This is a genomic window from Pseudomonas sp. C1C7 (assembly GCF_013359595.1).
GTDB lineage: Bacteria > Pseudomonadota > Gammaproteobacteria > Pseudomonadales > Pseudomonadaceae > Aquipseudomonas.
Window position 1 is genome coordinate 128,541 of the sequence record NZ_JABFMP010000003.1, and the last position, 23,553, is coordinate 152,093.

At 52.0% G+C, this 23,553-nt stretch carries 19 protein-coding genes and 1 pseudogene; 8 read left to right on the top strand and 12 right to left on the bottom strand.

The window, feature by feature from the left end; translation table 11 throughout:
* The first annotated feature begins 420 nt into the window (after positions 1-420).
* Both HNO86_RS03620 and HNO86_RS03625 read left to right on the top strand, forming a co-directional pair.
* A complete protein-coding gene (locus HNO86_RS03620) occupies positions 421-3,810 on the top strand; it encodes an Ig-like domain-containing protein (protein ID WP_175375836.1) in 3,390 nt (1,129 codons plus the stop codon).
* Between the two features lie 76 nt (positions 3,811-3,886).
* The gene (locus tag HNO86_RS03625; RefSeq protein ID WP_175375663.1) at positions 3,887-4,933 is read left to right on the top strand and encodes an SCO family protein; all 1,047 of its coding nucleotides are present in this window, start codon (positions 3,887-3,889) and stop codon (positions 4,931-4,933) included.
* 126 nt (positions 4,934-5,059) lie between these two features.
* Here the strand turns inward: HNO86_RS03625 and HNO86_RS03630 are convergent, their stop codons facing one another.
* From HNO86_RS03630 to HNO86_RS03655, 6 genes are all read right to left on the bottom strand, one after another.
* Positions 5,060-5,704, bottom strand: coding sequence for a thioredoxin domain-containing protein (locus tag HNO86_RS03630; protein ID WP_175375664.1), 645 nt, complete (start codon positions 5,702-5,704; stop codon positions 5,060-5,062).
* Entirely contained in the window at positions 5,691-6,131 is a 441-nt protein-coding gene (locus tag HNO86_RS03635; RefSeq protein WP_372242511.1) for a disulfide bond formation protein B, read from the bottom strand. The genes HNO86_RS03630 and HNO86_RS03635 overlap by 14 nt, the downstream gene beginning before the upstream one ends.
* A gap of 567 nt (positions 6,132-6,698) precedes the next feature.
* Positions 6,699-7,040 (bottom strand): DUF3703 domain-containing protein, encoded by a 342-nt coding sequence (locus tag HNO86_RS03640; protein ID WP_175375666.1) that lies wholly within the window; start codon positions 7,038-7,040, stop codon positions 6,699-6,701.
* Positions 7,041-7,293: 253 nt separating this feature from the next.
* Positions 7,294-8,646 (bottom strand): transposase, encoded by a 1,353-nt coding sequence (locus tag HNO86_RS03645; RefSeq protein ID WP_175375667.1) that lies wholly within the window; start codon positions 8,644-8,646, stop codon positions 7,294-7,296.
* A complete protein-coding gene (locus HNO86_RS30170; protein ID WP_256672541.1) occupies positions 8,643-10,652 on the bottom strand; it encodes a transposase in 2,010 nt (669 codons plus the stop codon). The genes HNO86_RS03645 and HNO86_RS30170 overlap by 4 nt, the downstream gene beginning before the upstream one ends.
* Positions 10,649-11,671 carry a hypothetical protein gene (locus tag HNO86_RS03655; protein WP_256672542.1) on the bottom strand — a complete coding sequence of 341 codons (1,023 nt, stop codon included), beginning with the start codon at positions 11,669-11,671 and terminating at the stop codon, positions 10,649-10,651. Before HNO86_RS03655 ends, HNO86_RS30170 begins: the two co-directional genes overlap by 4 nt.
* Positions 11,672-12,308: 637 nt before the next feature.
* Here HNO86_RS03655 and HNO86_RS03660 point away from each other — a divergent pair.
* A complete protein-coding gene (locus HNO86_RS03660; protein ID WP_175375668.1) occupies positions 12,309-13,931 on the top strand; it encodes a TnsD family Tn7-like transposition protein in 1,623 nt (540 codons plus the stop codon).
* Between the two features lie 679 nt (positions 13,932-14,610).
* Here HNO86_RS03660 and HNO86_RS03665 read toward each other — a convergent pair.
* From HNO86_RS03665 to HNO86_RS03675, 3 genes are all read right to left on the bottom strand, one after another.
* Positions 14,611-15,279 (bottom strand): hypothetical protein, encoded by a 669-nt coding sequence (locus HNO86_RS03665; protein WP_175375669.1) that lies wholly within the window; start codon positions 15,277-15,279, stop codon positions 14,611-14,613.
* A 456-nt stretch (positions 15,280-15,735) separates the two neighbouring features.
* A complete protein-coding gene (locus tag HNO86_RS03670; protein ID WP_175375670.1) occupies positions 15,736-16,359 on the bottom strand; it encodes a hypothetical protein in 624 nt (207 codons plus the stop codon).
* Between the two features lie 12 nt (positions 16,360-16,371).
* On the bottom strand, positions 16,372-17,403 hold the full coding sequence (locus tag HNO86_RS03675) for an ImmA/IrrE family metallo-endopeptidase (RefSeq protein ID WP_175375671.1): 1,032 nt from the start codon (positions 17,401-17,403) through the stop codon (positions 16,372-16,374).
* A 245-nt stretch (positions 17,404-17,648) separates the two neighbouring features.
* On the opposite strand from HNO86_RS03675, the gene HNO86_RS03680 reads away from it, so the two are divergent.
* The gene (locus tag HNO86_RS03680; protein WP_175375672.1) at positions 17,649-17,789 is read left to right on the top strand and encodes a hypothetical protein; all 141 of its coding nucleotides are present in this window, start codon (positions 17,649-17,651) and stop codon (positions 17,787-17,789) included.
* 105 nt (positions 17,790-17,894) lie between these two features.
* The gene (locus HNO86_RS03685) at positions 17,895-18,506 is read left to right on the top strand and encodes a sce7726 family protein (protein ID WP_175375673.1); all 612 of its coding nucleotides are present in this window, start codon (positions 17,895-17,897) and stop codon (positions 18,504-18,506) included.
* Here the strand turns inward: HNO86_RS03685 and HNO86_RS03690 are convergent.
* Positions 18,454-19,482: a hypothetical protein gene (locus HNO86_RS03690; RefSeq protein ID WP_175375674.1), complete on the bottom strand. Its 1,029-nt coding sequence runs from the start codon at positions 19,480-19,482 to the stop codon at positions 18,454-18,456. The genes HNO86_RS03685 and HNO86_RS03690 overlap by 53 nt on opposite strands.
* Before the next feature lie 445 nt (positions 19,483-19,927).
* Here HNO86_RS03690 and HNO86_RS03695 point away from each other — a divergent pair, with 445 nt between their 5' ends.
* Positions 19,928-20,377 carry an antitoxin Xre/MbcA/ParS toxin-binding domain-containing protein gene (locus HNO86_RS03695; protein ID WP_175375675.1) on the top strand — a complete coding sequence of 150 codons (450 nt, stop codon included), beginning with the start codon at positions 19,928-19,930 and terminating at the stop codon, positions 20,375-20,377.
* 82 nt (positions 20,378-20,459) lie between these two features.
* Here the strand turns inward: HNO86_RS03695 and HNO86_RS30175 are convergent.
* Positions 20,460-20,680 (bottom strand): annotated as a pseudogene (locus tag HNO86_RS30175) (DNA helicase UvrD); the annotation flags it as partial.
* A gap of 769 nt (positions 20,681-21,449) precedes the next feature.
* On the opposite strand from HNO86_RS30175, the gene HNO86_RS03700 reads away from it, so the two are divergent.
* Both HNO86_RS03700 and HNO86_RS03705 read left to right on the top strand, forming a co-directional pair.
* A complete protein-coding gene (locus HNO86_RS03700; protein ID WP_175375676.1) occupies positions 21,450-21,767 on the top strand; it encodes a hypothetical protein in 318 nt (105 codons plus the stop codon).
* Positions 21,768-21,935: 168 nt separating this feature from the next.
* Positions 21,936-22,340, top strand: a complete 405-nt coding sequence (locus HNO86_RS03705) for a hypothetical protein (RefSeq protein WP_175375677.1) — start codon at positions 21,936-21,938, stop codon at positions 22,338-22,340.
* 181 nt (positions 22,341-22,521) lie between these two features.
* On the opposite strand, the gene HNO86_RS03710 is transcribed toward HNO86_RS03705, so the two are convergent.
* Positions 22,522-23,460 (bottom strand): TniQ family protein, encoded by a 939-nt coding sequence (locus HNO86_RS03710; RefSeq protein WP_175375678.1) that lies wholly within the window; start codon positions 23,458-23,460, stop codon positions 22,522-22,524.
* Positions 23,461-23,553 lie beyond the last annotated feature (93 nt).

Sequence of the window (23,553 nt, forward strand, 5' to 3'; positions counted from 1 at the left end):
GGGGGAAATCCAGAGCCAAGAAATACACAGCTCAGAAAATTCATTTCTGACCTTCAAAACGCCCCAGGCCAGATGAAGACAATGTCGATCTTGGCTAATTAACCTCTACCGCCACCTGCTCGCATCTCGAAAAGCGGTCTGGGCAGGCTGACCCAATTCCCCCCCAATACAGGGGAATCCCCCCAATCTCATCTTTCCTTCCGAAGCCATCGGATCGACTTCGATCGCCTACAGAACGTCGACTAAATGAGCTTTCTTCAACCTTCAAAGTCACCAGCCGCGGCTGGCATGGTCCCTGCTTGCATCCCCAATATGGGGCAGAGTGCTATCAACGCAATGCGGGTTTGGCCAGGCGCCACATCATGCAGGGAGGAATTGAGCATGAGAACAAATCTACCTACCCGACCTTTCTCGCTTTTGATGCGGCCGGACATGGCCTCGGCGTTGTTGTTGGCACTCTGCGGTGCGGATGCCGGCGCTGCGCCGATAGACGACGAAAGTCAGCCATCTCCCACCGACCCCTCTTACTATCGACCTCAGCCGGCCGACCCTGCGGCCGCCTTGCTGGAAATCCGGACGCTGCCGGAGGCCAACCATGGCTCGCTGGCCTTGCCCAACGGCGGCCAAGGTAACCGCGATACGCCGCGGACCGACAACGTCCTGCCCCCAGCTCTGCAGACCTCGTTCAACTTCCCCACTAACGGCAAGCCCAGCCCGTTGTTTGGCGCGGAGCCCTACACTCAACAAATGCTCCTGTTCGAAGAGTTCGGCCCGGAGAAACTCGACCCGCAAACACCCCCGGCGCAAATGACTTTCCCCGTACCGACGGTGGGGCCGATGCCCGGACAGGACCCTAACACCGTGGCCCGTAGCGGCCCCTCGGGCAGCGCACTGGAAGCCTTCCTGCGGCAACCGGGACTGACGCCGTTCCCCACTCAATATTCCAACGTGTTGGACCGCAACCCCTGGAAGGCACAGATCGAAGCCTTCCTCAACCGCGCGCCGGTGGGCTCCCCGGCCGAGGGAAGACCAGGCGGCAAAGGCTGGTCGCACCAGCGCTGGAACGAGTTCTACCCGCAAGCCGCGTTCAAGACCGTGCAAGCCGGTGCGCGGCAGAATCTCGGTCTGCGCGACAGCAAACAGATGCATGGCTACTCCAAGGGTGAATTTGCCCCAGGCGGGCTCTACTACCAGACCTCGGACATTCCTACCACCAAGGGTACAACCAAGGGCATCGACATTCGCCTCCATCCGAAGATGCCGATCCAGAACCACAACTCGGTGTGGACCTTTGACGGCACGCTGCCGCCAAAACTGTTGATGGTACGCTACGGGCAACCGCTGCTGATGCGCCATTACAACGCTCTACCTATCGACCCGGCCGCCAACAACGGCTTTGGCCTACACACCATCAGCACCCACGAACACAACGGCCACAACCCGGCCGAGAGCGATGGTTATGCCAACGCCTTCTTCTTCCCGGGTCAGTACTACGACTACCGCTGGCCGGTGCAACTGGCCGGTTACGACACCATCAACACCAAGGCCGAAGACCCAAGAGCAGCGTTTCCCTGCTCGCCGGGCGAAACCCTCTGGGTCAATGACGTGAACCCTGGCCTCAAAACTTGCCAGAACGGCAGCATCAAAATCCGCGGCGACTGGCGTGAAACCATGAGCACCCACTGGTTCCACGACCACATGCTCGATTTCACCGCGCAGAACGTCTACAAGGGCAATGCGGTGATGATGAACTACTACAGCGCCATCGATCGTGGCAATGAAGCACTGGAGGATGGCGTCAATCTGCGTCTACCCAGCGGCTCAGCCATGCCCTGGGGTAACCGTGACTACGACGTCAACCTGGTTGTCGCTGACAAGGCCTGGGATGCCAATGGCCAGCTGTGGTTCAACCCGTTCAACACCGACGGTTTCCTCGGCGACCAGATGCTGGTGAACTGGCAGTACCAGCCGTTCCTCAACGTGCGCGCTCGCAGCTACCGCTTCCGCATTCTCAATGGCTCGGTGTCGCGTTACGTCAAGCTGGCCGTGGTTCGGGAAATCAAGGGCACGGGCGGCGAGTTCCCTGGGCCGGCCGGCTCCGGCGTGTCCTATGCCCGAGTGCCGTTTCACATGATCGGCAACGACGGCAACATCATGGAACATGCCGTTCCCTTCGACGGCAGCCTGGACCTCGATGGTGACGGCGACCTGAAGGACAACAACGGCATCCTGCCGACCCAGGCCATCGCCGAGCGCTACGACATCATCATTAATTTCGCGAAAAACGGGATCAAGACCGGGGATAAGATCTATTTCGTCAACCTGATGGAACACAAGACCGGCAAGGGCCCCGAGAAAGACGAAGTGTCCCTGGCCGATGTGCTGTCCGAGAAGTACAAGGCGGTGCTCAAGCAAAGCAGCAAGGGACCGCAATGGGACAAGGGTGACCCGGTGGTGGGCAAGTTCCTGCAACTGATCGTCAACTCCTACTCGGGCCAGGACCTGAGCATGGACCCTACGGCCTATGAGCCGGCCAAGCCTGGCAAGGCGGCTGGCAAGAAAATGATCCCACTGGCCATCAATCGCGATGACCCGGCCGACAAAGCAAAACTCGATCTGGCTCGCCATCGTGAATTTACCTTTGGCCGCTCCGACGGCACTGACCTAGCGCCCTGGACCATCAAAACCGACGGAGGCTTCGGCTACAGCATGGACCCTCGCCAGCTCACCGCCGCCCCGCAATTGTCCACTGGGCCGACCGACGCCGGCTTCAGTGGCGACGGCACCCTTGAAGTATGGAAAATTAAAAATGGTGGCAACGGCTGGAGCCATCCGGTGCACGTGCACTTCGAGGAAGGGGTAATACTCAACCGCGACGGCAAGGCTCCGCCAGACTGGGAAAAATGGGCACGCAAGGATGTGTTCAGGATCGGCCCGGAAGTGGACAGCTCGACCGAAGTGACCATGGCGATCCGCTTCCGTGAATTTGCCGGGACCTACATGGAGCATTGCCACAACACACAGCATGAAGACTCGTCGATGTTGCTGCGCTGGGACATTGAACACCCTGGCCAATTCGAGCTGATGCCTACGCCACTGCCAAGCTGGGATGGCGTCGAATACGTCGCGACCGCCGCACTGCCGACCTTCCGTACCGGCGGCAAGGGCAGCGGCAATGATGACGATGACGAGGATGATGGCGACGACAACAGCACCAACAAACCGCCAATTGCTGGCCCAGACACTGCAAGCACCACGGCCGGTGTGCCTGTCACTCTCAACGTCCTGGCCAATGACACCGACCCTGACAAGAACGTGCCGCTCACGGTGGTCGGTCTGAGTCAGCCGGACTCCGGGATGGGAACCGCCACCACCGATGGTACCCGGGTGATCTACACGCCGCCGGCCGCTCTCACCGAACCAGTCACCGCCACCTTCACCTATGAGGTGCGCGACGCCAAGGGTGGCGTCTCGGCACCGCCCGGCACCGTGACCATCTCGGTGGCACCGGCGGCGACCAGCAACGAGGACCTGCAAGTGACCAGCGCCACCGTCTCGGTACGCAGCAACAACCGCTACACCTGGGACCTGGCAGGTACCACGTCGCAGACCGGCACAGTGCTGACGATTACCGCGGCGACCACCGGCGGGCCGCTGGTGCTGGGCACGGCGACCATGACACCGACAGGCACCGGAGCCCGCTGGCGGATTTCGGCGAGCACCACCGGAAACGGGCCGTCGGCTACCCCGACCGTCACGATCAAGTCTTCTTCCGGTCGTTCGGTCACGGCGCCTATTTCAGTCCGTTGACCGGTAGCACCTTGCACTCCAGCCCGTACAGGTGGAGTGCAAGGCTTACATCAGTACTCTGCACAGGACAATAATCATGATCACTTCACACTGGGCAAAGCCGATCAACCCCCTTCGCCTGCTGCTGCTTTTCATCCTGGGCATCACCGGCTGGTCAGCAGCCGTTGCCGAAGACAGTGACTCGAGTACACCTTGGGGACGGGATTACTTCCCCAATACCGAACTGATCAATCAGGACGGGCAAAAGAAGCGTTTTTTTGACGACCTGATCAAGGACAAGGTGGTGGCGATTAACTTCATCTTCACCTCCTGCACCGACTCCTGCCCACTGGAGACCGCACGCCTGCTGCAGGTCCAGAAAGTCCTCGGTGATCGGGTTGGCAAGGATGTATTTCTTTACTCAATCAGCATCGACCCGGAAACCGACACGCCAGAGGTGCTGAAGAAATACACGGAGAAATTCAGGATCGGCCCTGGCTGGCAATTCCTCACCGGCAACAAGGACGACATCACCGCGTTGCGCAAGAGCCTGGGCCTGTTCATCGACGGCATCGACAACGGCCGCAACAAGGACCACAACCTGAGCCTGATCATCGGCAACCAGAGCACAGGCCGCTGGATGAAATCTTCACCCATGGAAAACCCCTACATTCTGGCTGACCGTTTGAGTAAAACCCTGCAGAACTGGAAAGACCCCAGCACCAACGATCAGGATTACGCCAGCGCGCCGACCCTGCGTCCGCCAAGCGCCGGCGAACAGATCTATCGCACCCGCTGCTCGTCCTGCCATACCCTGGGCGACACCGAGAACGCCGGCATGCGCAGCATCGGCCCGGACCTGGTCGGCGTCACCCGCCAACGCGACCCGCAGTGGCTGAAGCGCTGGATCAAAGAGCCGGATCAAATGCTGGCCGAGAAAGACGCGCTGGCGATGCAGTTGTTTGAGCAATACAACAACATTGCAATGCCCAATCTGCGCCTAGGCGAAATAGAGGCCAATGCCGTACTCACCTATCTAGCAGAAGAAACCGATCGGTTGCAGCCTGAATCACCGATGGCGCAGGACACGCATGAAGGACCTCACCAGCACGCTGGCCCCAAGATTCAGCAACAAGGCGGTTAGTTCGAGTGCTGGTTAGTTCACAGGGGCACTCTGCGCAAGTGATCGCTAAGAGTGCCCCCTTATTGCCTTTACCAAGCCAAGACTATCTTCAAAACTATCGATTGGTTCAAGCAAGCTCAATACCTGCTATTGCGACTGAGCGATTTCACTGCGGATCAGGTCGTAAAGTGGTTGAGGACCGAAATTTGTTAGCGGCTTGCCGTTAACGAAGAAGGTTGGTGTTTTACTCACACCAACGGCCGTTGCATCAGCCGCATCTTTTTCGACCGTAGCCGTAATATCCGCCGACATCATTTGTTCTTTGGCCTTATCAACGTCCAACCCGGCCTGACCTGCAGCGGTCCATGCCGCAGATGCAGTCGCGTCATCATGCCATTGTCCCTGCGACTCAAGAACAGCTTCCAGTACCGGTACAAACACACCTTGCTTGCGGGCGGTTTCGAGGATCCGAATGGCTTCCTCTGAGCCTTTGTGAAGTCGAACGTAACGCAACACCAGCCGAACATCGGATGGATGCTTGGCCATCATCTGTTTAACGATGGGATAGAACGCACGGCAGCTTTCACACGAAGGATCGAAGAACTCGACGATCGTGACCGGAGCGTTGGCAGGACCAAAGCTTGGTGAATGAAAGCGCACAAGTGAGCTCGCTTTCTGCACGGGAGCTTCAGCTTGAGGCACAGTGGATGCACGATCATAAAAAAAGGCCGCGAATGCGAAGCCGATGATGGCAAGCAGACTGACAGCGAGAACGACATTACGTTTGCTCATGCGCAAACCTCCGGCGAATGACGACAAGAAGAATGATAAGGAGACTGAACACGCTTAGTGAAAGCAGTGGCAATGGAACACCGCTAAAAATAGTCATCTCAGCCCCGGAGCAGGACGGGCCAGCACCACAGGGTTTGAGACCTTCCGAAAGAACCTCGAAATAAAGCAGGTTGTGATATAGCGCAACCAGCCAGCCCATCCCCGCCAAAGGCAATGCATAACGCCAGACACCCGTGTCCGAAATGCAGCAAGCAACTCCCAGCACCAGAACGAGTGGAAACATAAATGCCCGCTGAAACCAACAGAGTACGCAGGGCGCTTGCCCCATGACTTCTCCGACAAACAACACGACCATGGTTGAAATCAGGGAAAGCAGCCATGCACAGAGCAGAAGCGTCCATCCACTGGGTGAACGTTGTGTGTTTATGGTTTCCATCGAGTCAAAACCTTTATAGTCGTCGGGCGCGTGCAGCTAGGCCTACCAACTGAGTGCACAAGACAAAGAATCTTGGGGGATACAAGCCCAAGCAAAAGGACACGGTTCGACATGACAACGTTGACGGACTAATTAGCAAAAAGGAAAAGCACAGCGCTCCTTATGCAGAAACGAGTACCTTTTTTAGGATCTAGCCAATCTAGCATCTGTAGGCCGGCTAACTGGTAATGACTCAACCAACAATATTGTTACAGCTGATGTCGTCACCCCCATCCAATACTGAAGTCTCAAAATCCATCCAGGCAAGTGTGGATGACACTCAACAATGGCTGCATCTCATCGTTGCTGATACCGGGGATGCAACATCAAGACAACAGGAGATAATGGCTTTCAAACCTATTACACCACCAAGCAAGGCAAGCAGGGCATCGTGGTGATTATGGTTAAGCCGATCATGGAAAGTTTTGATGGAGAAGCCAGTCTGACCCATCACCAAGACCATGGAACATCTGTCCAATTGAATTTCAGGGTCATGGAAAGAAGAGCCAATGGATTGCGTTAGTCTTCGCGCAACAGTTCCTCCAGATCAGCGGAAAGCGGCATGACGGAAAACGCGCTGATACGCGCTCGTCCAGTGTTGCCGGCTGGTACCCAAATCGTGGAAAACAACAATGCCGCAATGATCCGAGGAAACTGACCAGCCACCTCTCGCCAATCTTTTGTAAGTAAGCCCAGCTTGAGCATGAGCCAATGAGATTTCGTGTGAGCCACCGGCATCCGCTGGGTGAGGATATGCGCACGCTCTAACCATTGATAGGCAGCCTGAAAGTCATCGACGCTGGCGGCGAGTTTCGCCTTATGAAAAGCCTCATTTATTGCGATACGCAAAGTCGCTTTCATTCCAATCTCCAGCCCGGAGCTCATTGTAGGACACGCTCAGGTATTGATCACAAGCGAGGAGACGAGCTCGTGACCATTGTAACGTGCAGTCATTTCGCGATTCAGCAAGGGTGTTACGAAATGTTAGGCATCAGCCCCATCTAAAACCGCAACCATTACTTCGGGCGATTAGAAGCCGCAACGTAGCCAAGACTTCTTTCTCCCAAGTAGTACCTTCTATGCAAATAGCCTGTCGAATTCAGCGGGCCATTTGTCACTTAGTTTTTTTTGGCGTCGATGGCGGCTTTATCGAGTCTATTAACTCGTGGAAAGCTTTTTCCCGTTCTTCATCTGACATCTTCGGTGCCGGAGGGCGTCGGGCGGGCTTCGTAGGAGGTGAGACGTCTCCTAGGGTCAGGTCAATGTGCTTTTTAGCAGACCGCTCTTTCTCGTTGAGTGCTGAATCAAAGACCCTCGCGTTCACACGGCTGTCCCGCTCCGCCCGAGCGAATTTCACTACATTGGAAATTTTGTCCGATGGAAGATCAAACGGACACCGCAGATCCGTACGAACGCTCGTCGTACGAGGCTGAATCGCCAACAGTTGTAGCTCTTCAACTTCCTTCGAATTGCTGGAATAGGCACTCGAACGATATGCCCGACTGATGTCAGCTAGCGTTACCGATTCCCGACCGGCCTTGCGGCACTCTACATAAGCGAGCTTCAGAAGCTGCACAGCGAGTCGCTTAATCCCGAAGGTTGAATGGTGAAGCTCTGAGGCCAGGTCATCGATGCCGCTCTGAATGTGCCCACCACTGACCCTTATGCACTCGCTGACGTAGGCTCTCCAGTCCTGGCTTCCAAATTGGTCAGGCAACATGATGCGAGGTTCCGAGAGCAACCTCTGCTTATCTTCACTGTTTCGACGAAGCAACTTGTGGGCAAGGCTGTAGTTGGAAACGAAGATCACAGGAGGGCCGATAGCAGCCAATGTCAGCAGAATGTCAGTAATCTTCGCCGAGCCCAAGCCGGTGTTTATATGCTGGGTTTCTTCAAGCAGAAGCAGAGACACGCCATCTCGGTTGGCTCTCCTACGGCACTCCACCAGCAGTTTTGCGAGGTTCCATCCCCTGCCTGGCTCTTCGCTGCCGAGCACAAAGTCAATCAAAAGCTGTTTACCGCTTGCTTTCCCTCGAGCACTCGCAAACCAATGGGAAATCAGCTTAATCGCACCATGGTAATGGTCGCAGTAAAGATCCATAGGCGGCGGCAAAATTTTTCTCAAAGCCGCAACCGTCTGACTCTTTCCAACCCCTGCTAATCCCGTTAAGCACACCGGCAACACTTCCACTTCGGGTGGGTTATAGATCTTGGAAATGTACTCAACTTCGCTTGTGAAAAGCTTATCGCTGTGAAGAGAGGCTCGACCTGCCATCTCCTTGATAAAGTTAAGGGAGAACTCGTTTGGCAAATAGATCTTCATCAGTTTGTCTGCAAATTTCTCCGCCGCGATGAGCGGATCGGTGGCACTCAGTAATCCGACGGGGTCAGGCCTGACCGTAACCCGCTCTCGGATGACATTAGTATCCGCGCAGCCGTTGAACCGAAAATTTATTTGCTTATTCACTGAGCTTTTCCTCGGAATCGATCATAGTCTGCGTTGTCACGCTGGGCGGCCGCATTTTTAGCTGGGCTCCCAGGCCTCCGTTCGCCACCATCCCAATCTTCGCCCGTGTCACGCTTAAATTGATCCCTGAAATATTGGAGAACTGCGGGTTTTTCATCCCGAAGATCAGCAGCTCCGTCACGTCGCAATTGATCAATTTCTTGTAGATCACGCAGTGAAATGTCCACGGTCCCATCTGTAGTTCTAGCGGAACGCATGAAGTCCAACTCATACAAGACGCCATAAACCTCAATCCATACGTGCCGAACACACATTGTCAAAACAAAGACAGTGGTTTCAATAACTCCCTTCCTAGCGACCATGTCGAAAACTCCTGTCTCGACTAAGGCTGGAGATCTATACTTACGGCCATATAAATAGACCGCGTCTCTCCTTATGCTCGCTGGGCACGTTCTTAGAAACGTTCTGACTGAGGTTTCGTATTGCATACCAATCGACGAATCTCGGCCACGACTGCTCCAATAGTTATAGATATCAAAAGGCGTCGGTTTGATGCCAGCCAGGTACATTTCTTCATCCATTCTGGCTCCAGCATTTGAAGTCCTGTTGTTTTCGATGGCTTGCCAAATTTCGCGCCTGGCCATCAGAACAAAATTCAACTTGCTATGGAAATGTGTCGGCTGCTCCATAGTCTGCTTATCCCTAGGATGGGAAGATTCTACGGTTGCTTTAGATTGCCCAGAATAGACGGGGGTCAATTCAATGGATTTGAGCCAATGGATATCAGGCTCACTTTCGTAACCTGCCCCTGGCCCTCGATCAAACACAATACCACCGGAAAGACCTTCGCTTGGCCATTGCCACGGTTCAATTACAACGCCAAATAACTCACAAAATTTCACCTTATTGCAAGCCATGCAAAACAGAGCCATTCTGTATGCATCCATTGTCTCTTTGCCTTCAGCGAAGCCAACGCCCAGCACGGCGCCGGATAAACCGCACACCGCACGGACCACACAGAAACCGTCTACTGCGCTTCCCTCTGTGAGGCCGGTTAGCTTCTCTGATATGTAATACCCGTCAAACTCAACATGCTGGTTTACGTTAATAATATTTTCAGCAAAGCTTCCTTCCGAGCCTGAAATAGATCGGGCACCGTGCTGTCCTTTTAACGAATGTTTAAGTTCCTTCGGGCTAATGAGCTTTTCAATCCAATATTTGAATTGATTGAATGAAGGAAATGCCTTGCCTTCAGGATGCCGAAATTTCGCACAGTTATTTTTCATGACCGTTACACACCCAAACTCACTAGTAACAACTTTACGATAAATATCAATCATTGTTTTATGAGGAGATTTAAATTTCAAAAAACCACATAAAATTGATGACTTCATAATAGCGTCGCAAGGGTAACCAGACTTTTTTCCCTTCCGCGATGGTCTGCCTAGCTTTTTTGCTGGAACCAAAGCTTCCCTATTCCATCCCCCAATACGGTGTAATGTCGGCATTAAAGCCCATTTGTTATGCCCGAACGTGATATAGGTGTAAAACCACAACCGTACTCGTGCAGCATTCTGCTGGGGTCGTAGCTCTTTTGCGTGAGTATTGATAACAGCGTCTGGATTATCACACGCTAAAATTTCATCTTTCCGCACGACGAGATCCGATATCGCCCAGAATCGTCGATTGACCTTTTGGTCGTAAGTCTCCTTTGCTGAATGCCTTCGGCCTTCTAAGTGCGCGACTGACACACCCTCAATAGGTGCAAGCCAAGGAGGGAATTTGTCATCTGATCCGTCCTCTAACACCCAGCCGTTTTCAAGTGCCTCTTCAAATTCAATCCTGGTTAACGTGATGAGATCAGTGCGTAATTCCTGACCGTCGTCACTAAACATCACGAGCCTTACTCGGTTTAGGGTGCCGTTACTGCACAGGAAGTGGTAGACGATGCCCTTCGAAAGACAGAGATATCCCTCTGGGGCGATAAGTCGCGAACCTGTTTTCATGGAGCAGACTCCTCAAAAAGCGAGCCATAAACCGAAAAGAGATCCCCACCCTCAGTGTCAAAAGGATGGTCGATGAGAATCGGACTGAAAAAATTCAGGATTAATTTTCGATTCCAAATGTCTTGGTAGATCCTCGCAATAAACTGATCACGACCACCCCATCGCTCACCGTACTGGATAGCTACATACGCTACTGGGGTTCCAGCTTGGACCGCCTCACTGACCTCCGCGCTGAAATCTTCGAGCAACGATTGGTCATGAGTGAGCGGGACGCCATGCACGACGAAGAGCATATTCAAGTTTGCAATGACCGCTGATTCAACCTTATCCAGAGAAACCTGTACCGTTCTGATGCCCGCGCTAGCGTAGTAGGCTCTCTCCAGTTCGGCTCTCAACTCGGCATGATCAAGATCCTTCTTACGCTGGACAGGCGTCTTTGGTTTCGAGCTTCTTCTCTCCCAAAATGCTTGCTCGCGGTCTTTGACGGTCCAATTAACAGCATAAGGAATCCCGTCATGACCCTTCATGTATAAAAGCAGGTCACCCTGGTAAGGAAAGGGCATGGTCTGGCGTTTGCCATCAGGGCTTTCAAACACGAACATGTGGTGCTTGAAACCAATTTCCTTGGCTATGTCTACTGTCCCGCGCACAGGGGCTGGAAAGGTGCCTTTTCCCAGCGGGTGTCCTCGGAGTGGACTCCCAGCGCCGTAAGGCGACAACATTTTTTGTTCATGAATATCGAGGAGATCTGGATGGCAAAGCGCAAGTTGCGTGAATACCTTCTCCGCGGTGGAGAGAGCATGCAACGTACGGCCTAGCTTCTCGCTGTTGAGTCTGCTTATCCGAGAGCCTTTTGGCGCTTCACGTAGAACTGCCAACGTGGCCGGTATGTACTCGTTTCCCCATTCGAACCGGCATTGACGGCTCATCATCAGGGTAAATTTTTCCTGCATTTTCATTCCGATTTTCCAAAATCCTTTAGGTGCGTCGACGCCGCCCAGGCTGGGGATAACAGCCATGACGTAAGACGAACCCCATACCCAGCGGGCAGGTGCGAGCGCGCATCGCTGTGGATAACGCGCGGCATCTTGTGGACGAACGAAGTCGTGCGGGACTTGACGCCCCACAGTATGGAATAGACAATGGAATTGTCAGGGACCTAATCTGACTTATCCACAGGGGCCCAAGGTAGCACTTGGGCCTTTGTCTATCTGACTTCCAGCTTTACCGTTAGCTAGACTTCATCTGAATTCCTCTATCAAAGTGTTACTCGCCTGGCTTTTTCGCCTGGAGACGGGCACCACAATAAGCTCTTTACGATTGGACCTCCCACTTCGATATCGAAGGAGGGGCTATTCCCGTTTCGGTTAGCGAATCATGTTACCGCTTGAAATTACCCGCTGACAACCAAAAAAAGTTGCCTTGTTGCGCCTCCGGAGGCGCTCCCCCGTACTTCTGCCACCCAGTTCGACGCTTTTATTCGACGATCTACAAGTCTCTTCTTAAACGTCAGAAAGTTTCCAAAAAGACAGTTGGTTAGGACTAAGCGCAAAGTGCTTACAGAGTCGTTTTTAATATCAACATGGAATTTCATTTAGATTCCGGAGATGCATATCATAAATATAGCCAGACAATAGTTAGATAATGGCAGAGATTATGAATTCTTCGACAGGGCAAGCACGGGTTACCCTTCTACGCTGGCTCGAGGATGAGACTTTTTACAGCCTCTGTTGCCGCCAACATCATTTTTTGGCACATCTGAAAACATCCGACACCTTAGCCTGGCTTTTTGGAGTGGATCATTGTGCCATCACTCATGATTTCCCCTGCAACCTGGATGCCCTGAACAGCCAGGCGAGGGCTGCATGGGGGGATCCCATGTCGATTATCAATGAACACACAATTCTTCCAGTATTTTTTCCGTTTCAAGCGGAAGAGCAAATTTCAGCGGTGGTCCAGACCATGAAAAATCATCAGATTGGATCAATAAAGTATCGCATGGGATTATTGACGGGACGCTTTGGCGCAGAGCACCCCTTGAAGGCTTGTACAGGCTGTATGGCAACTGATCGGGCAAACTTTGGTGTTGCTTACTGGCATTTGAGGCATCAGTACCCAGGCGTAATTTTGTGCCCTACTCACGGCTTGATGCTCAGAGAGAGCACTGTAAACCGCCAATGGTCGGGGAGCTTTCAATGGGCTTTGCCCAGCGAAGAATTTCTTGCGGAGTCAACGGAGCCAATGCCTTCCAACGTCGCTAAGAAAGCACTTTGCCAATTAGGTAGCGGGGTCCTAGATCTCGCAACTTACGGAATTTCTAAGCGTTTTAACCCAGTCACGGTGAGATCAGTCTACAAAGAAGCGCTAGTTAAACTAGAGTGCTTCAAGCCGAAGAAGGAGGGAGCGGCGATTTCTTTCGCTGAGTTCTCATCTCAGCTCCAGCCTTACCCACCGTTCACGTCCTTGCCGACCACAGCGCAGAGAGCAGAATCCTTCATTGATCAGCTGACCCGCACCCCACGTGGGCATTGCCATCCGCTCAAGCATCTGACTTTTATCAGCTGGCTTTTTGGCCGACTGGACACCTTCGTAGAAGCCTACGATCGCTTGGATCATTCGTCCAACCGAGCAAGTCAAATCGAGCACAAGAGCATTGCCAAGGCAGTGGTAGTGGATGATTCGATGAACGGTGAAGTCGCCGGATCTCCACCTCTTCGGAAACCCAAAAAGCTAAAACCGCCGGTGCGAATCGCGATTCTTGAATGCCTTCGGAGCGGTGAGTCTAAGGACTTGATCTGTTCCCAATTCGGACTCTCTATTTGCACTGTAAATAGACTACTCCGCTCAGAACCGGCGGTACTTAAATCGTGGACCGATAGACAACAAGCGGTGCTGCTGCGTGAACATAGGAAACAATGGCTAGCTGTTGTTGAGTCTCAACCAGGCGCTAGCGCAAAGAGCGTCCGCCACTTGATCCCAAAAATCTACGCTTGGTTATATAGAAACGACCGCGAGTGGCTGCTTTTGCAATCGGGCAACTTACCAAGTGGTCGGCAGGGAAACTATTCAAACGTTGATTGGGATGAGCGTGATTCTAAACTCGTCAAGTTAGTCAGAGATATGTTTACCAAGGCTTTTTTCACTGAGGGCAAACTTAAAATAGAGAAACCCAAAATCTTTTCTCAGATCCCCTTGCTTTCGTGCTCATTGGAACAAAGAGGTCACTACTTAAAAACAAGAGAGCTGATTTCCGAAGTAGTGAGGATGAGAAAAGTATAACTCCGCAAAGGATGCTATTTTTTGACTACGCTTATCCTCGCGATGACTTTTTTCAGCTATATAGCCTAAATTTTATCAATACCGATTTTTACTAAATTCGTAATTCCTCACTACAAACTCAATCACCTCCGATTATTAGTCAAAACCGATGCAATGGTGAGGAGTCATATTGACTTCTAGAAACGCAAGATGCTCATGTTCAATGGATTACAGCCTGGTCACACAAGAAATACGCTACCTTCTCAACCACGTCTGTAGCAGCGTCAATAACCATAGTAAATGCAGTTCTTTGAAGGCAAAACACCCCTGCTACAGGGATGATCTGCGTTTCTTCGAGGATGATTCAGCGCTTGCGAAGTCGTCCTGCCCAAACGTGTTTCCATAACGACAAATGCAAAATGGACGTGACCAGAGCGCCCTTGTCCTATCACGATCAGCGAAGCCTCTCCCTGGTGGACATTTCCAGTGTTGAGAAAGCTTCGATGAGGACGGGCAGTGATGAGGGACCGGTAGCTTCACTCGTTCCCGCGACACTCCACCGCTAAAGGGCTCTGCATGCAAAGAACACGCGAGTCACCAACCAATGATCTGGCCGTATGGACAGGCCAACATTGACTCGAAGGCAACCTCTCACGGCTACATTAAATCGCCGATCGATAACCGCTATCTCGAAGAGTTGTCATCCGTGGGTGACCCCTGCCACCTCTTCCTTTGCCGCAGTAAGGACGCCTGATGGATTGACCGAGAGCATTTCCTTCGGGCACTTCCCACCGAGGTAGGAATTTGAAGACGCAAACCAGAACGCCATTGCCCACCCGTCCTTCATCGTGGACAACGTGGCAATTACGTCCTCCAGCGCAGGAATAGGCTGAAATCCTTGTCTTGGGTCGAGCCCGTAGATCGGGAAGTAATCCACCCCCTCGTGGCGTAGAGCAAAAATCCTCCCGGCATCCTTCCAGTTGTTGGGCTGCGGACTGGGGACGCCGGAGCCTTGTGCGAAAGCCGAAATCTCGCTGGCCGTCAGCCAGTCGTAACTTTGAAGGATCTCGGTTTTTGCTTGTGCCAGCATTCGAGCTTCGCGAAGCAGGATCGGCGTCACCGGCTTTTTTGGAACCATTAGGGAAACGATGGAAGCAATCGTATCGGCAGGTAGGGGGTGCATTTGGACGGAAAATGCCTGGATGAGCACTTCTAGGGAGCTTACGAAGGCATCGAAAACGTCTGCTGACTTGGCATCCACGGCGATGACAATCTTATGGCGAAAGCCATCCGTTTCTTCAGTTAGGGTGGCAATTTCAACCACCAACGATTCGCAAGCGATTCCATGCGTATCAGTATTGAAATTCAAACCAACCTCCCGAAGGATATCGGCGCAATCAAAAATTGCCTTTATTCAATCTATCCCCGGCAGCTGGTTGTAGCAACGACCATCTGACTGCCGAGCTTCGACCGGTTTGTGTTGACTTCCCTTGCAAGCTGCACCGGTCAGAGCAGCTGTTACTGGCAGCCCTGATCGACCTCATGATCGAGCGCTTCGAATGACTAATTGCACAAACATGCTTACAAGAGCCACGACCCACAAAATGGTCAACGCCATATGCAGTGCATAGATCGTTCTATCGCCCATGATAGAGGCCTAATGCTCCAATTGACTGGCTAGGAAGAAAATGCTCTAGCCATCGTAAAGCTATATGACTGCGCACGTGGCACCCCATTCCTGTTGGGCATGGAAACTGACTTCGCTAGCGCGCATGTTAATCAGTGGCCGAATAGGTACCGGCCCGAAAAAATGAGCCGGCCCCTATTAGGGCAGGACGTACTTGCCGCTCGTTCGTGCGTGGAGGTCGCTCATATAACTAGCCAACGCTTCGATCACCATCGCCGGAGAATTGGCTGTCGCTCTACCAAAAGCGATACCTATGGCAGTGTCCACCGCCAAATTTGCCCTGACCTTTGCGGAAACATGGTCAAAGTTGGCCGATTGCACGATCAAATGCATAGCTTCCTCCAGGCAAATTAACCGTGCCCAAAGAACATCGACTACCGCGACACCATTGATTTCAGACAACGCAATGAATGCGCGCTTGTCGCCGCTGATGAGAGAGTCCGCATCCACATCATGCAGTGCCGCGAAGAGGGTCGCTTCACCGCTATCGATATCCGGACGATTGAGCCCCAGGATCGGATTTGCCGCTTCCGCGACGACCTGAACCTCTGCGGCAGCCGCCACTAACTCACGGGCCTGGTCCACAGCTTCCTGCGATCCGAGCTTCTGAACAGCCTTGGCGACATCAGCCAGCCGCAACTGAAACTTCAATTGAGGGAGCACAGCAAACGCGTTTAGACCACAACCAAGGGCGGCAGCCAACTCGTGCAGTAGATGGTATTGGCAGATTTTTTTTACAACGTCGCTATCAAGAAGGAACAAGCGATTACTACCCTACAAGCCCTGCATGGAGAGGAGATGTACAGCACTCTCATCGCTTAGTACATCCAGTGCGGTATTCGCCAGGAATTTCTCCCGCAGGATCTCAATGGCACCGGCGCGTTGAAGCGTGAAGTTCAGAGCCTGGTTTGCGTGCATCCAGTCATCGTGCTCCTTACCGTAGGAAAGGATCAGATGTCCCTGGTCGATGCCTAACTCACTGCCAACGTTCATCGCCACCATGGCAAGTGTTGCAGCTGAGTCTTGGCGAGGGATTCGTCGAGTCGCGTTCATGTAACCATTACGAAGAAGCTGAAGGGCAAAGGTATCCGCCTCTTTTTCCTCTTCATCTCGGCGTACTCTCGCCCCGCCCTCCAAGCCTTCGGTGACGTCGGCAATGTCTTCGTCAATCAACGCACCGTTGTTTTGTACATGCTGACAAATAATGTGAGCCAGCTCATGCGCGAGCACGAACAGTTGCTTGGAATGCTGGGTATAGCTGTAGCCCAGCAAGATAGCCGGCCTGCCATCTACCATGGCAGCCATGCCTGCCATTCTCTTGGTATTGCGAGGCATTTCCTTAAGAAACAGAACAGGTATGCCGTGAGCCCAGCACAGATCCAAAAGCCCTTCGAAGTCTACAACCGCTCGGCCAGAACGCTGCAAGACCATCGCATGTAGCGCTGCAGGATCTCGTGGGAGCTCCGCGTAATTCGCTCGGGCGGAAAAAACAGCCAACCGCGCCAAGGCGATGCCCAGGCCAGCGGCAATATTCAACTCGTCGGCTTGTGTATCCGCACGGTGTTTGAAGTTGGCATGAGCTGCCCGGGCTTGAATATCGAGGCTGCCATCTTGGCCGAAGCTGACTTCAAGCCCCAATCGCTGTTTAAGGATCAGAGCGAACTGAAAGGCCCCTGCACTGGTTTTCAGGAGACTATTGTCCCACCAGTCAGGCATCAATTTAGTCACGTAAGCGCGGGGATAGCCGGCCGCGTTAAGGCTTTCGAATGCGCTTTTAACTGTTATTGGAGTCGTTGCGTTTTGCATGTGCAGCCTCCTTTAACGTTCCGATCGTGCATTCATTTACTCACGCTCGCTCTGCTGTGTGCAAACAGCAGCGCTGCCAATCTGCGGGCATGCTCGTCGCTACCATCCCAAACAGACGATAGCGCATTCATCAGCACTGAGCAGGAGCGAGGGTCGTGAGCCTCAATTTCGATGTCAATTTTCGCATAATCGCATAGCTTTAGGTGTGTTTTCGTTAACCGTTTCGGATGCCCATAGAGATTTCTATGGACCTGGGACTGATTAATACACGTAAGGCGCGCTATCGCGCTGCTCGTAGAATGCCCTTCGGCTTCAAAGAACAGCAGCAGTTCAGCGATAAGTTGAGGCAATGGTTTTATGCGATTCATGCGCATTATTTAGCATAATTGCATAGCTTCATACAGACGTTAAAATCATCACCTCAACGTCGGAAACCTAAGGTACTCCCTGCACATATCCGGCATCATGCCTTCCATGATTGAGAAGTGAATATGCGCGAAGCCGAAATCAAACAAGCCCTGACACAACACCTGACCTGCACCACAAGCGCTGCCCCCAGCCAGTTCCTCGAAGAGCTGGAGCTCAATGGCGGGCAGATTCGTGCTGATCTGGTTCACCTACAGGATATGCATTGCTACGAAATCAAAAGTGATGCAGACACGCTCAAGCGTCTGATTGGCCAGGGGTCGCGCTATGCGTTGGTGTTCGATCACATCACCTTAGTGACAGCGGAACGCCACCTTAAGAAGGCAATTCCAATGCTGCCAACGTGGTGGGGAATTATGGTGGTTCCAGACAGCGCAGAAATGGCATTCAAGCAGGTGCGAAAAGCGAAACCAAACAAACGGCATGAGCCCGGGACCCTCGCCACGCTCTTGAAGCGAGATGAAGCACTTCATCTGCTAGAAGAGCGTGGCATTACTCGGGGCTTCAAGAGCAAAAGCCTCTATGTAATCCAGGCGAAGATCGCCGAACTGCTTCCCTTGGACGAACTCAAGGTCCAGGTTCGTAATTACTTGATGGCCCGTGCTGCAATACCTACACGTGCGACTAGTATTGCTCCTTCAGCACATACGCAATGTGGTGACTCCAGCCCTCTGTAATGTGGTAGTGGCCACAGTGCTTTTTATTCAGAGGGATCGCCGCATCTGCGCGCTCCTCGAGTAGCTCATCACCGTATGAGTAAGGCCCGCCTTTAAAGTCCGCTTTGTAGTTGTTCACCAAAATCGCCGAAATGGCGACAGAGTCCTCAGCTTTCTTGCCGCCAGCCCTGAGGATCAGCCAGTCGTTCTCACGCGTGTATCGAATGGCAATACGATTGCTACGCAACTCCAGAATGTCTTCTGTCCACACCGGTGACAAGGTTCCATAATCGCCATAGCCAATCACCAGATTCGGGGCCTTGGCATTCACGGCCTTCCAGAACTTCCAATCTTTGCGCTCAAAAGTGGCGACACCCGTTTTTACCGAAGCCAGGCTGCCTGGGTAGGCCCCTGACGCGAGATGCAGGGACTTGAAGCCAATGGCATGGAGCGGTGCTATGGCAGCAACGAAGTCAGTTACATGCTTGTCTTCCCAGCCAAGTGGACTAACCCCCAGGTCAATGATGAGCGAGGTCTGAATATTCGCAGCCTTCAGGTGTGTAAATGCCAAGGTCGTAATGGTCACGTCTGCAGCAGTCACTATCAGTGAGTCAATGCGCAGTCGTAAGGCTACTGACCCCAATGGAGCCGCCAGGTCCAGAAAAGGCTTACCCAAGGCCAAAGCATCTGCCGGACTTACCACTGGCGTGATTGGCAACCGACCATCCACAGCCACCTTCATAAAAGCCAGCAATTCCCCAGTTCGTGAAGGTGTCAATCGACCCTTCGGATCCGCGTAATCCACCAGCGCGTCGTAGGGCCAAACTTTTTGGAAGTTAGCAGCCAAATTCAAATGCTGCTTGGAAGTGCGTACCTCAATGCAAGGCAGCATTTGTGGCCGTATAGCCGCATCCACTTTCTGTAGAGCACGCTGCTCCCAGGACTGCCACTTGATGATAGGGATGTAACGCGGATGATTTGGATAGATTGCAGCCATGTAATCCTTCCTTGGTACGGCGATTAGAGAAACACGAGTAATAGCACTGTGCCACACAGCTGTATGTTTTGAGAAATGCTCGACGGCGGCGATTGGAGTTCGACGCCTGAATACGACTAAATTAGGAAGCGAGCCACCATTCCGCTCATGTCGACTGCTAGCCGGGGAACATACATGTTTGCTTGTTCAATCTCACCATTTTGCGTCAGGAGCCCGGGAGAAGACCCTCTCTCATGGCTCTCAACGCTTCCGCAGCGTGCACTCAGATCTCGCCTACTGCGATACAAAGGGTTGAAGGATTGTAATACCTGGCAAGTCCGCCACCAGCTTGCCGGAAGCCGGGGACTGGTAGAAAATTTGGGAAGCCAGCTACAACTCGGTGCACGTACCACCAGCAGGCCTGAACGCTGGAAATTCGCATCCTTCGCGGTGTGAGAGGTGCATCATGATTGCCGAATGTCTCCCCAAACCAGGATATGTCGATTACCGCACTCACCTTCAACTGCTACTCAACATTCCTCTGTCAGCAAGCAATTTTGAAATTCACAATCTCATCTATAACGGCTTTCCTGCCGCCAGTTTGTTGAGTCTTGTTGGTGAAGGGGTGATCACACCATCAGAGCGCAGCCGAATAATTTCTTCGCGAGCACTTCACATCCGAGTCCAGCACGGCGGACTATTAACCGGAGCAGAAAGCGATCGCCTATTCAGGTGTGCACATATTCTTTCAATGGCCATGGCTGTCTTCGGCAGTTCGGACAAAGCAAGGCGGTGGCTCGATAAGCCAAAAACTCGTTTTGCGGGTCACACTCCTACAGAAATGTCGACAACGCTATGCGGCATGAACCAGGTCGAGGAGATGCTGCTGCAAATTACAAATAGCTATGCCTTGTAGGATCGGGGAAGTGAGACCTGGTGCATTCAGTGCTGCAATCGATCCATAGATGCTAGTGCGATGGATTGATGAAAACGAGAAATCATCCGTTTCGAATGGGTGTGAGGCTGAATGTAGGAGAGCAAAACAACTTGTCTTGCGCCCCTCGTCAGTGCGACAGATTTGAGCTGTCATCGCCTCAGGATGCAGTACCACCGAGACATCTGCCTCTAGCCCCTGAAGAAGCAATGTGCTGCCCACAGAGCGACGCGCGATCGGTCGACCAAGGTGTCTATTACGTTCGCGTGTCTGGATGGCTGCATTTTGGGACTGCATAGCAAACGGAGCTTTGGTCACCGGTCGTTGCTCTATAGTCGCCCTATAATTCCCTATAAACCTAATCCTTGCCCCTCGCCAACGTCTCGGTACGCGTTATTCATATCTGATTTTCAGGCCAACAGAGATCTGTCCCTAAGGGCCGTGGTCGACCCAGTTCAGTGAGCAAGGTGACGAATTTTCTACTGAGCAGAAGCACTCTATTGGCGCTGATCATGCGTTATGTAAGGAAATTAGCGAGTTTATGAAAAAGACATAAACTCACTAACATTTATACACATACCCCAAAAATTACAAAAATCGGAGCGCCACTACCTCCATGGCGGTTAGCTGTGCTGCGCTATCCTTGTTCCACTCCAAGACAGCACAGGCAGCGCTGGATCTAGGAAGCGCAATCTACTGATGAGTTGATCCTGTCTCGCCTTTTTGGCGACAACCTGCAAGACAACCGACGGGCTCCAATTCAGGTCCTTTGGATAACGCCGAGTTCAAAAAACGGCCGCGTTTATCAGATCGTTTGGCCAATATTGCTTGAGCCTCAGCTCGATAGCGCGAAATTGTCGGTAGCTCCATTCGGTTGATCATCTTCACAGCATGCCCCTCTTGTGGCGAAATCAGCGAAATACTATGTCTTCGTAAGGATCTCAGCAGATTCACCCGATCAACGGATACGACTGACTTCAGGATTGAGCAATGGTTGCCTGAAAGCAGTAGTATGCTGATAGCTTGATCTCGACCCAATGGTTGGAGATTGCTAATGAAAATTACCGGAAACATTGAGATCGAAGCCGTCACAGATGTTGTCTGCGACGTTTGCCTGCGGTCCACCCGCGTGACTGGCGGCGGACTTCAATTCGCTACTTTTCAGGCTCACTGGGGGTATGGCACAAAACACGATGGGGAGCGCTATGAACTGCACCTTTGTGAAACCTGCTTCTTTCAGACACGAAGCTACCTCAAACGGGAACAGCAAACTCAAAACTGCTTTAGCGATAACGAAAAGGCGATTGCCAGCGGCGACTTCGGCTTGATAACTAGGGATGATTTCTTCGGCGACTCAAAAATCCGCGATTGAAATTTTCCAGTGGGTCGTTCTTAGCTCACTGACTATTTGCGGTGAGTTGGGCATACCGAAGATAGAATAACCCAGGCAGTCGTTTCGCTGAAACGGTAACATCGCTGGCCTCGAGGTTACTCGGGAAAAGAAGAGATAAATCCTGCAATCACTTGAGAAGGTGATTTCATGAACACAGACAATGGTAGAGAACTAAACGAGCTCACAAGTGGCACCAAAGTAACCAAGCGTGGCACGTCTCTGGGGTTAGAAGAGCTGATAGCAACTGTCACCACGCGCTACCCGTCGAAACCTTTCTGCCTAGTGAGAAATTGGACGATCTTCATTGCTGACCTCACTCCTCATGAGCTTAAAACAGTAGAGAGGGCCGGCCATCTCCCTTTCTTTGTTTATGCCCTTGAGGTCATTTTCGACAGCGAAGGCCGCTTCCAACCTGGCAATTGGGTTCGCTCCAGTATGTGCGTGCAACTCATAGAAGGATTCCTCTTTGAGACGCGAAATACTGTGTACATACTTGTGGGAGACGGCGTAGAAGAGAAGGCATCATTGAAAACTATCTTTTCTTTTCAATGATATGAGCGGCGCTTCCCGTAATGCTCGGGTTTTGGGCATGCTGAATTGCCTGCGCTATTGGCGCATTGAGGGTCGTAGCGGCATTGGTAAAGCGCTCAAAGGCTGTCCCCTGCAAGCTTGATTGGGCAATGAACGCTTTCCGATGCAGCTTCGTGGGCCTGGTGAGCATTTTTCTAAACTTTTACCCGAGTTCACTATTAAAGTCATCTGTTACGTAATCAAAACAAAATTCCCGCCCTGATTTGTAAGTCCCCCATAACGACTCTATCGGACGTAATGCATTATCGTGACATTTAATATCAATTAAAAAGCCATCAAAGCTTTCATATGCGAGCATTATTGCTTCAAAGCATAAGCCAATCCTGCTCAATTGCTCCCGACTTGCGAATATTTTCAGATCCATACGCGAAATAGTCCACTCTAGTTGATTAATATAAATATCTGCATTTTGGGATGGCAGAAAATCTTGACAATCAACTGATAGGAGCTTTTCGTATAACACCTTGAGCGCGATCTGTTCGGAAATATGATATTCACAAGAATGAATATCGTTTAAAAGTTTTGATCTCTTGTATTCAATAGGGTCATGGTTAGCAACCGCTACGCTTTCTGCGAGACTACGGCCTTCGCAACCATTCCACATCACCTCTAAACCGTGATTATCAAAGTAAAACCCTCTCTTACAGAAAGGGCAGCGTCTTTGCAAAATTACGTTATGTTTCGCACAGACGTCTATATTTTGGTGGTGCAATCTATGCCAAAAAGAAAACCCGTGCGTATAAAGGTCTTCTTTTATACAGTCTGGACAGAAACTATAATCTTGTCTTTTAGCGCCCATCCATTTTGCTTCGCTTATGTAGGCATCCTGGGAGTAAGAAAGATCTTGGCTATTTCTAATTACTGAATGGATTGGGTATTCCGTATGAAGATGGAGAAGGCGATTAAGTCCTGGACAACCCAACCACCCCATAGCGGAAGCGATAGTCTTTAGTTCAGAGAATAAAAGCACTGTTTTGGAGAAAGGTCTAAAAAAATCTGCAGAGGGGTCTTTCCAGTTCAGGAAAATATTCCTGTCGATGTATGAATGCAGAGACTCGCCACTTTGAATTTGTAAAAGCATCTTCGTTCACAAGATTTAGTCGCATTAGCATGCGACTTAAAGGTTGAGCACCTGCTGCACAGGAAAGAGGCCTCGCGGCCTGCTATCCCCTGC

Bases quoted from the DNA above. Each gene is read 5' to 3' on its own strand.
- HNO86_RS03705 (WP_175375677.1), top strand. From the start codon at position 21,936: ATGAACACAGACAATGGTAGAGAACTAAACGAGCTCACAAGTGGCACC.
- HNO86_RS03640 (WP_175375666.1), bottom strand. From the start codon at position 7,040: ATGAAAGCGACTTTGCGTATCGCAATAAATGAGGCTTTTCATAAGGCG.
- HNO86_RS03675 (WP_175375671.1), bottom strand. From the start codon at position 17,403: ATGCAAAACGCAACGACTCCAATAACAGTTAAAAGCGCATTCGAAAGC.
- HNO86_RS03655 (WP_256672542.1), bottom strand. From the start codon at position 11,671: ATGGCTGTTATCCCCAGCCTGGGCGGCGTCGACGCACCTAAAGGATTT.
- HNO86_RS03710 (WP_175375678.1), bottom strand. From the start codon at position 23,460: ATGCTTTTACAAATTCAAAGTGGCGAGTCTCTGCATTCATACATCGAC.
- HNO86_RS03695 (WP_175375675.1), top strand. From the start codon at position 19,928: ATGATTGCCGAATGTCTCCCCAAACCAGGATATGTCGATTACCGCACT.
- HNO86_RS03625 (WP_175375663.1), top strand. From the start codon at position 3,887: ATGATCACTTCACACTGGGCAAAGCCGATCAACCCCCTTCGCCTGCTG.
- HNO86_RS03685 (WP_175375673.1), top strand. From the start codon at position 17,895: ATGCGCGAAGCCGAAATCAAACAAGCCCTGACACAACACCTGACCTGC.
- HNO86_RS03660 (WP_175375668.1), top strand. From the start codon at position 12,309: ATGAATTCTTCGACAGGGCAAGCACGGGTTACCCTTCTACGCTGGCTC.
- HNO86_RS30170 (WP_256672541.1), bottom strand. From the start codon at position 10,652: ATGAAAACAGGTTCGCGACTTATCGCCCCAGAGGGATATCTCTGTCTT.
- HNO86_RS03680 (WP_175375672.1), top strand. From the start codon at position 17,649: ATGGACCTGGGACTGATTAATACACGTAAGGCGCGCTATCGCGCTGCT.
- HNO86_RS03690 (WP_175375674.1), bottom strand. From the start codon at position 19,482: ATGGCTGCAATCTATCCAAATCATCCGCGTTACATCCCTATCATCAAG.
- HNO86_RS03700 (WP_175375676.1), top strand. From the start codon at position 21,450: ATGAAAATTACCGGAAACATTGAGATCGAAGCCGTCACAGATGTTGTC.
- HNO86_RS03630 (WP_175375664.1), bottom strand. From the start codon at position 5,704: ATGAGCAAACGTAATGTCGTTCTCGCTGTCAGTCTGCTTGCCATCATC.
- HNO86_RS03620 (WP_175375836.1), top strand. From the start codon at position 421: ATGCGGCCGGACATGGCCTCGGCGTTGTTGTTGGCACTCTGCGGTGCG.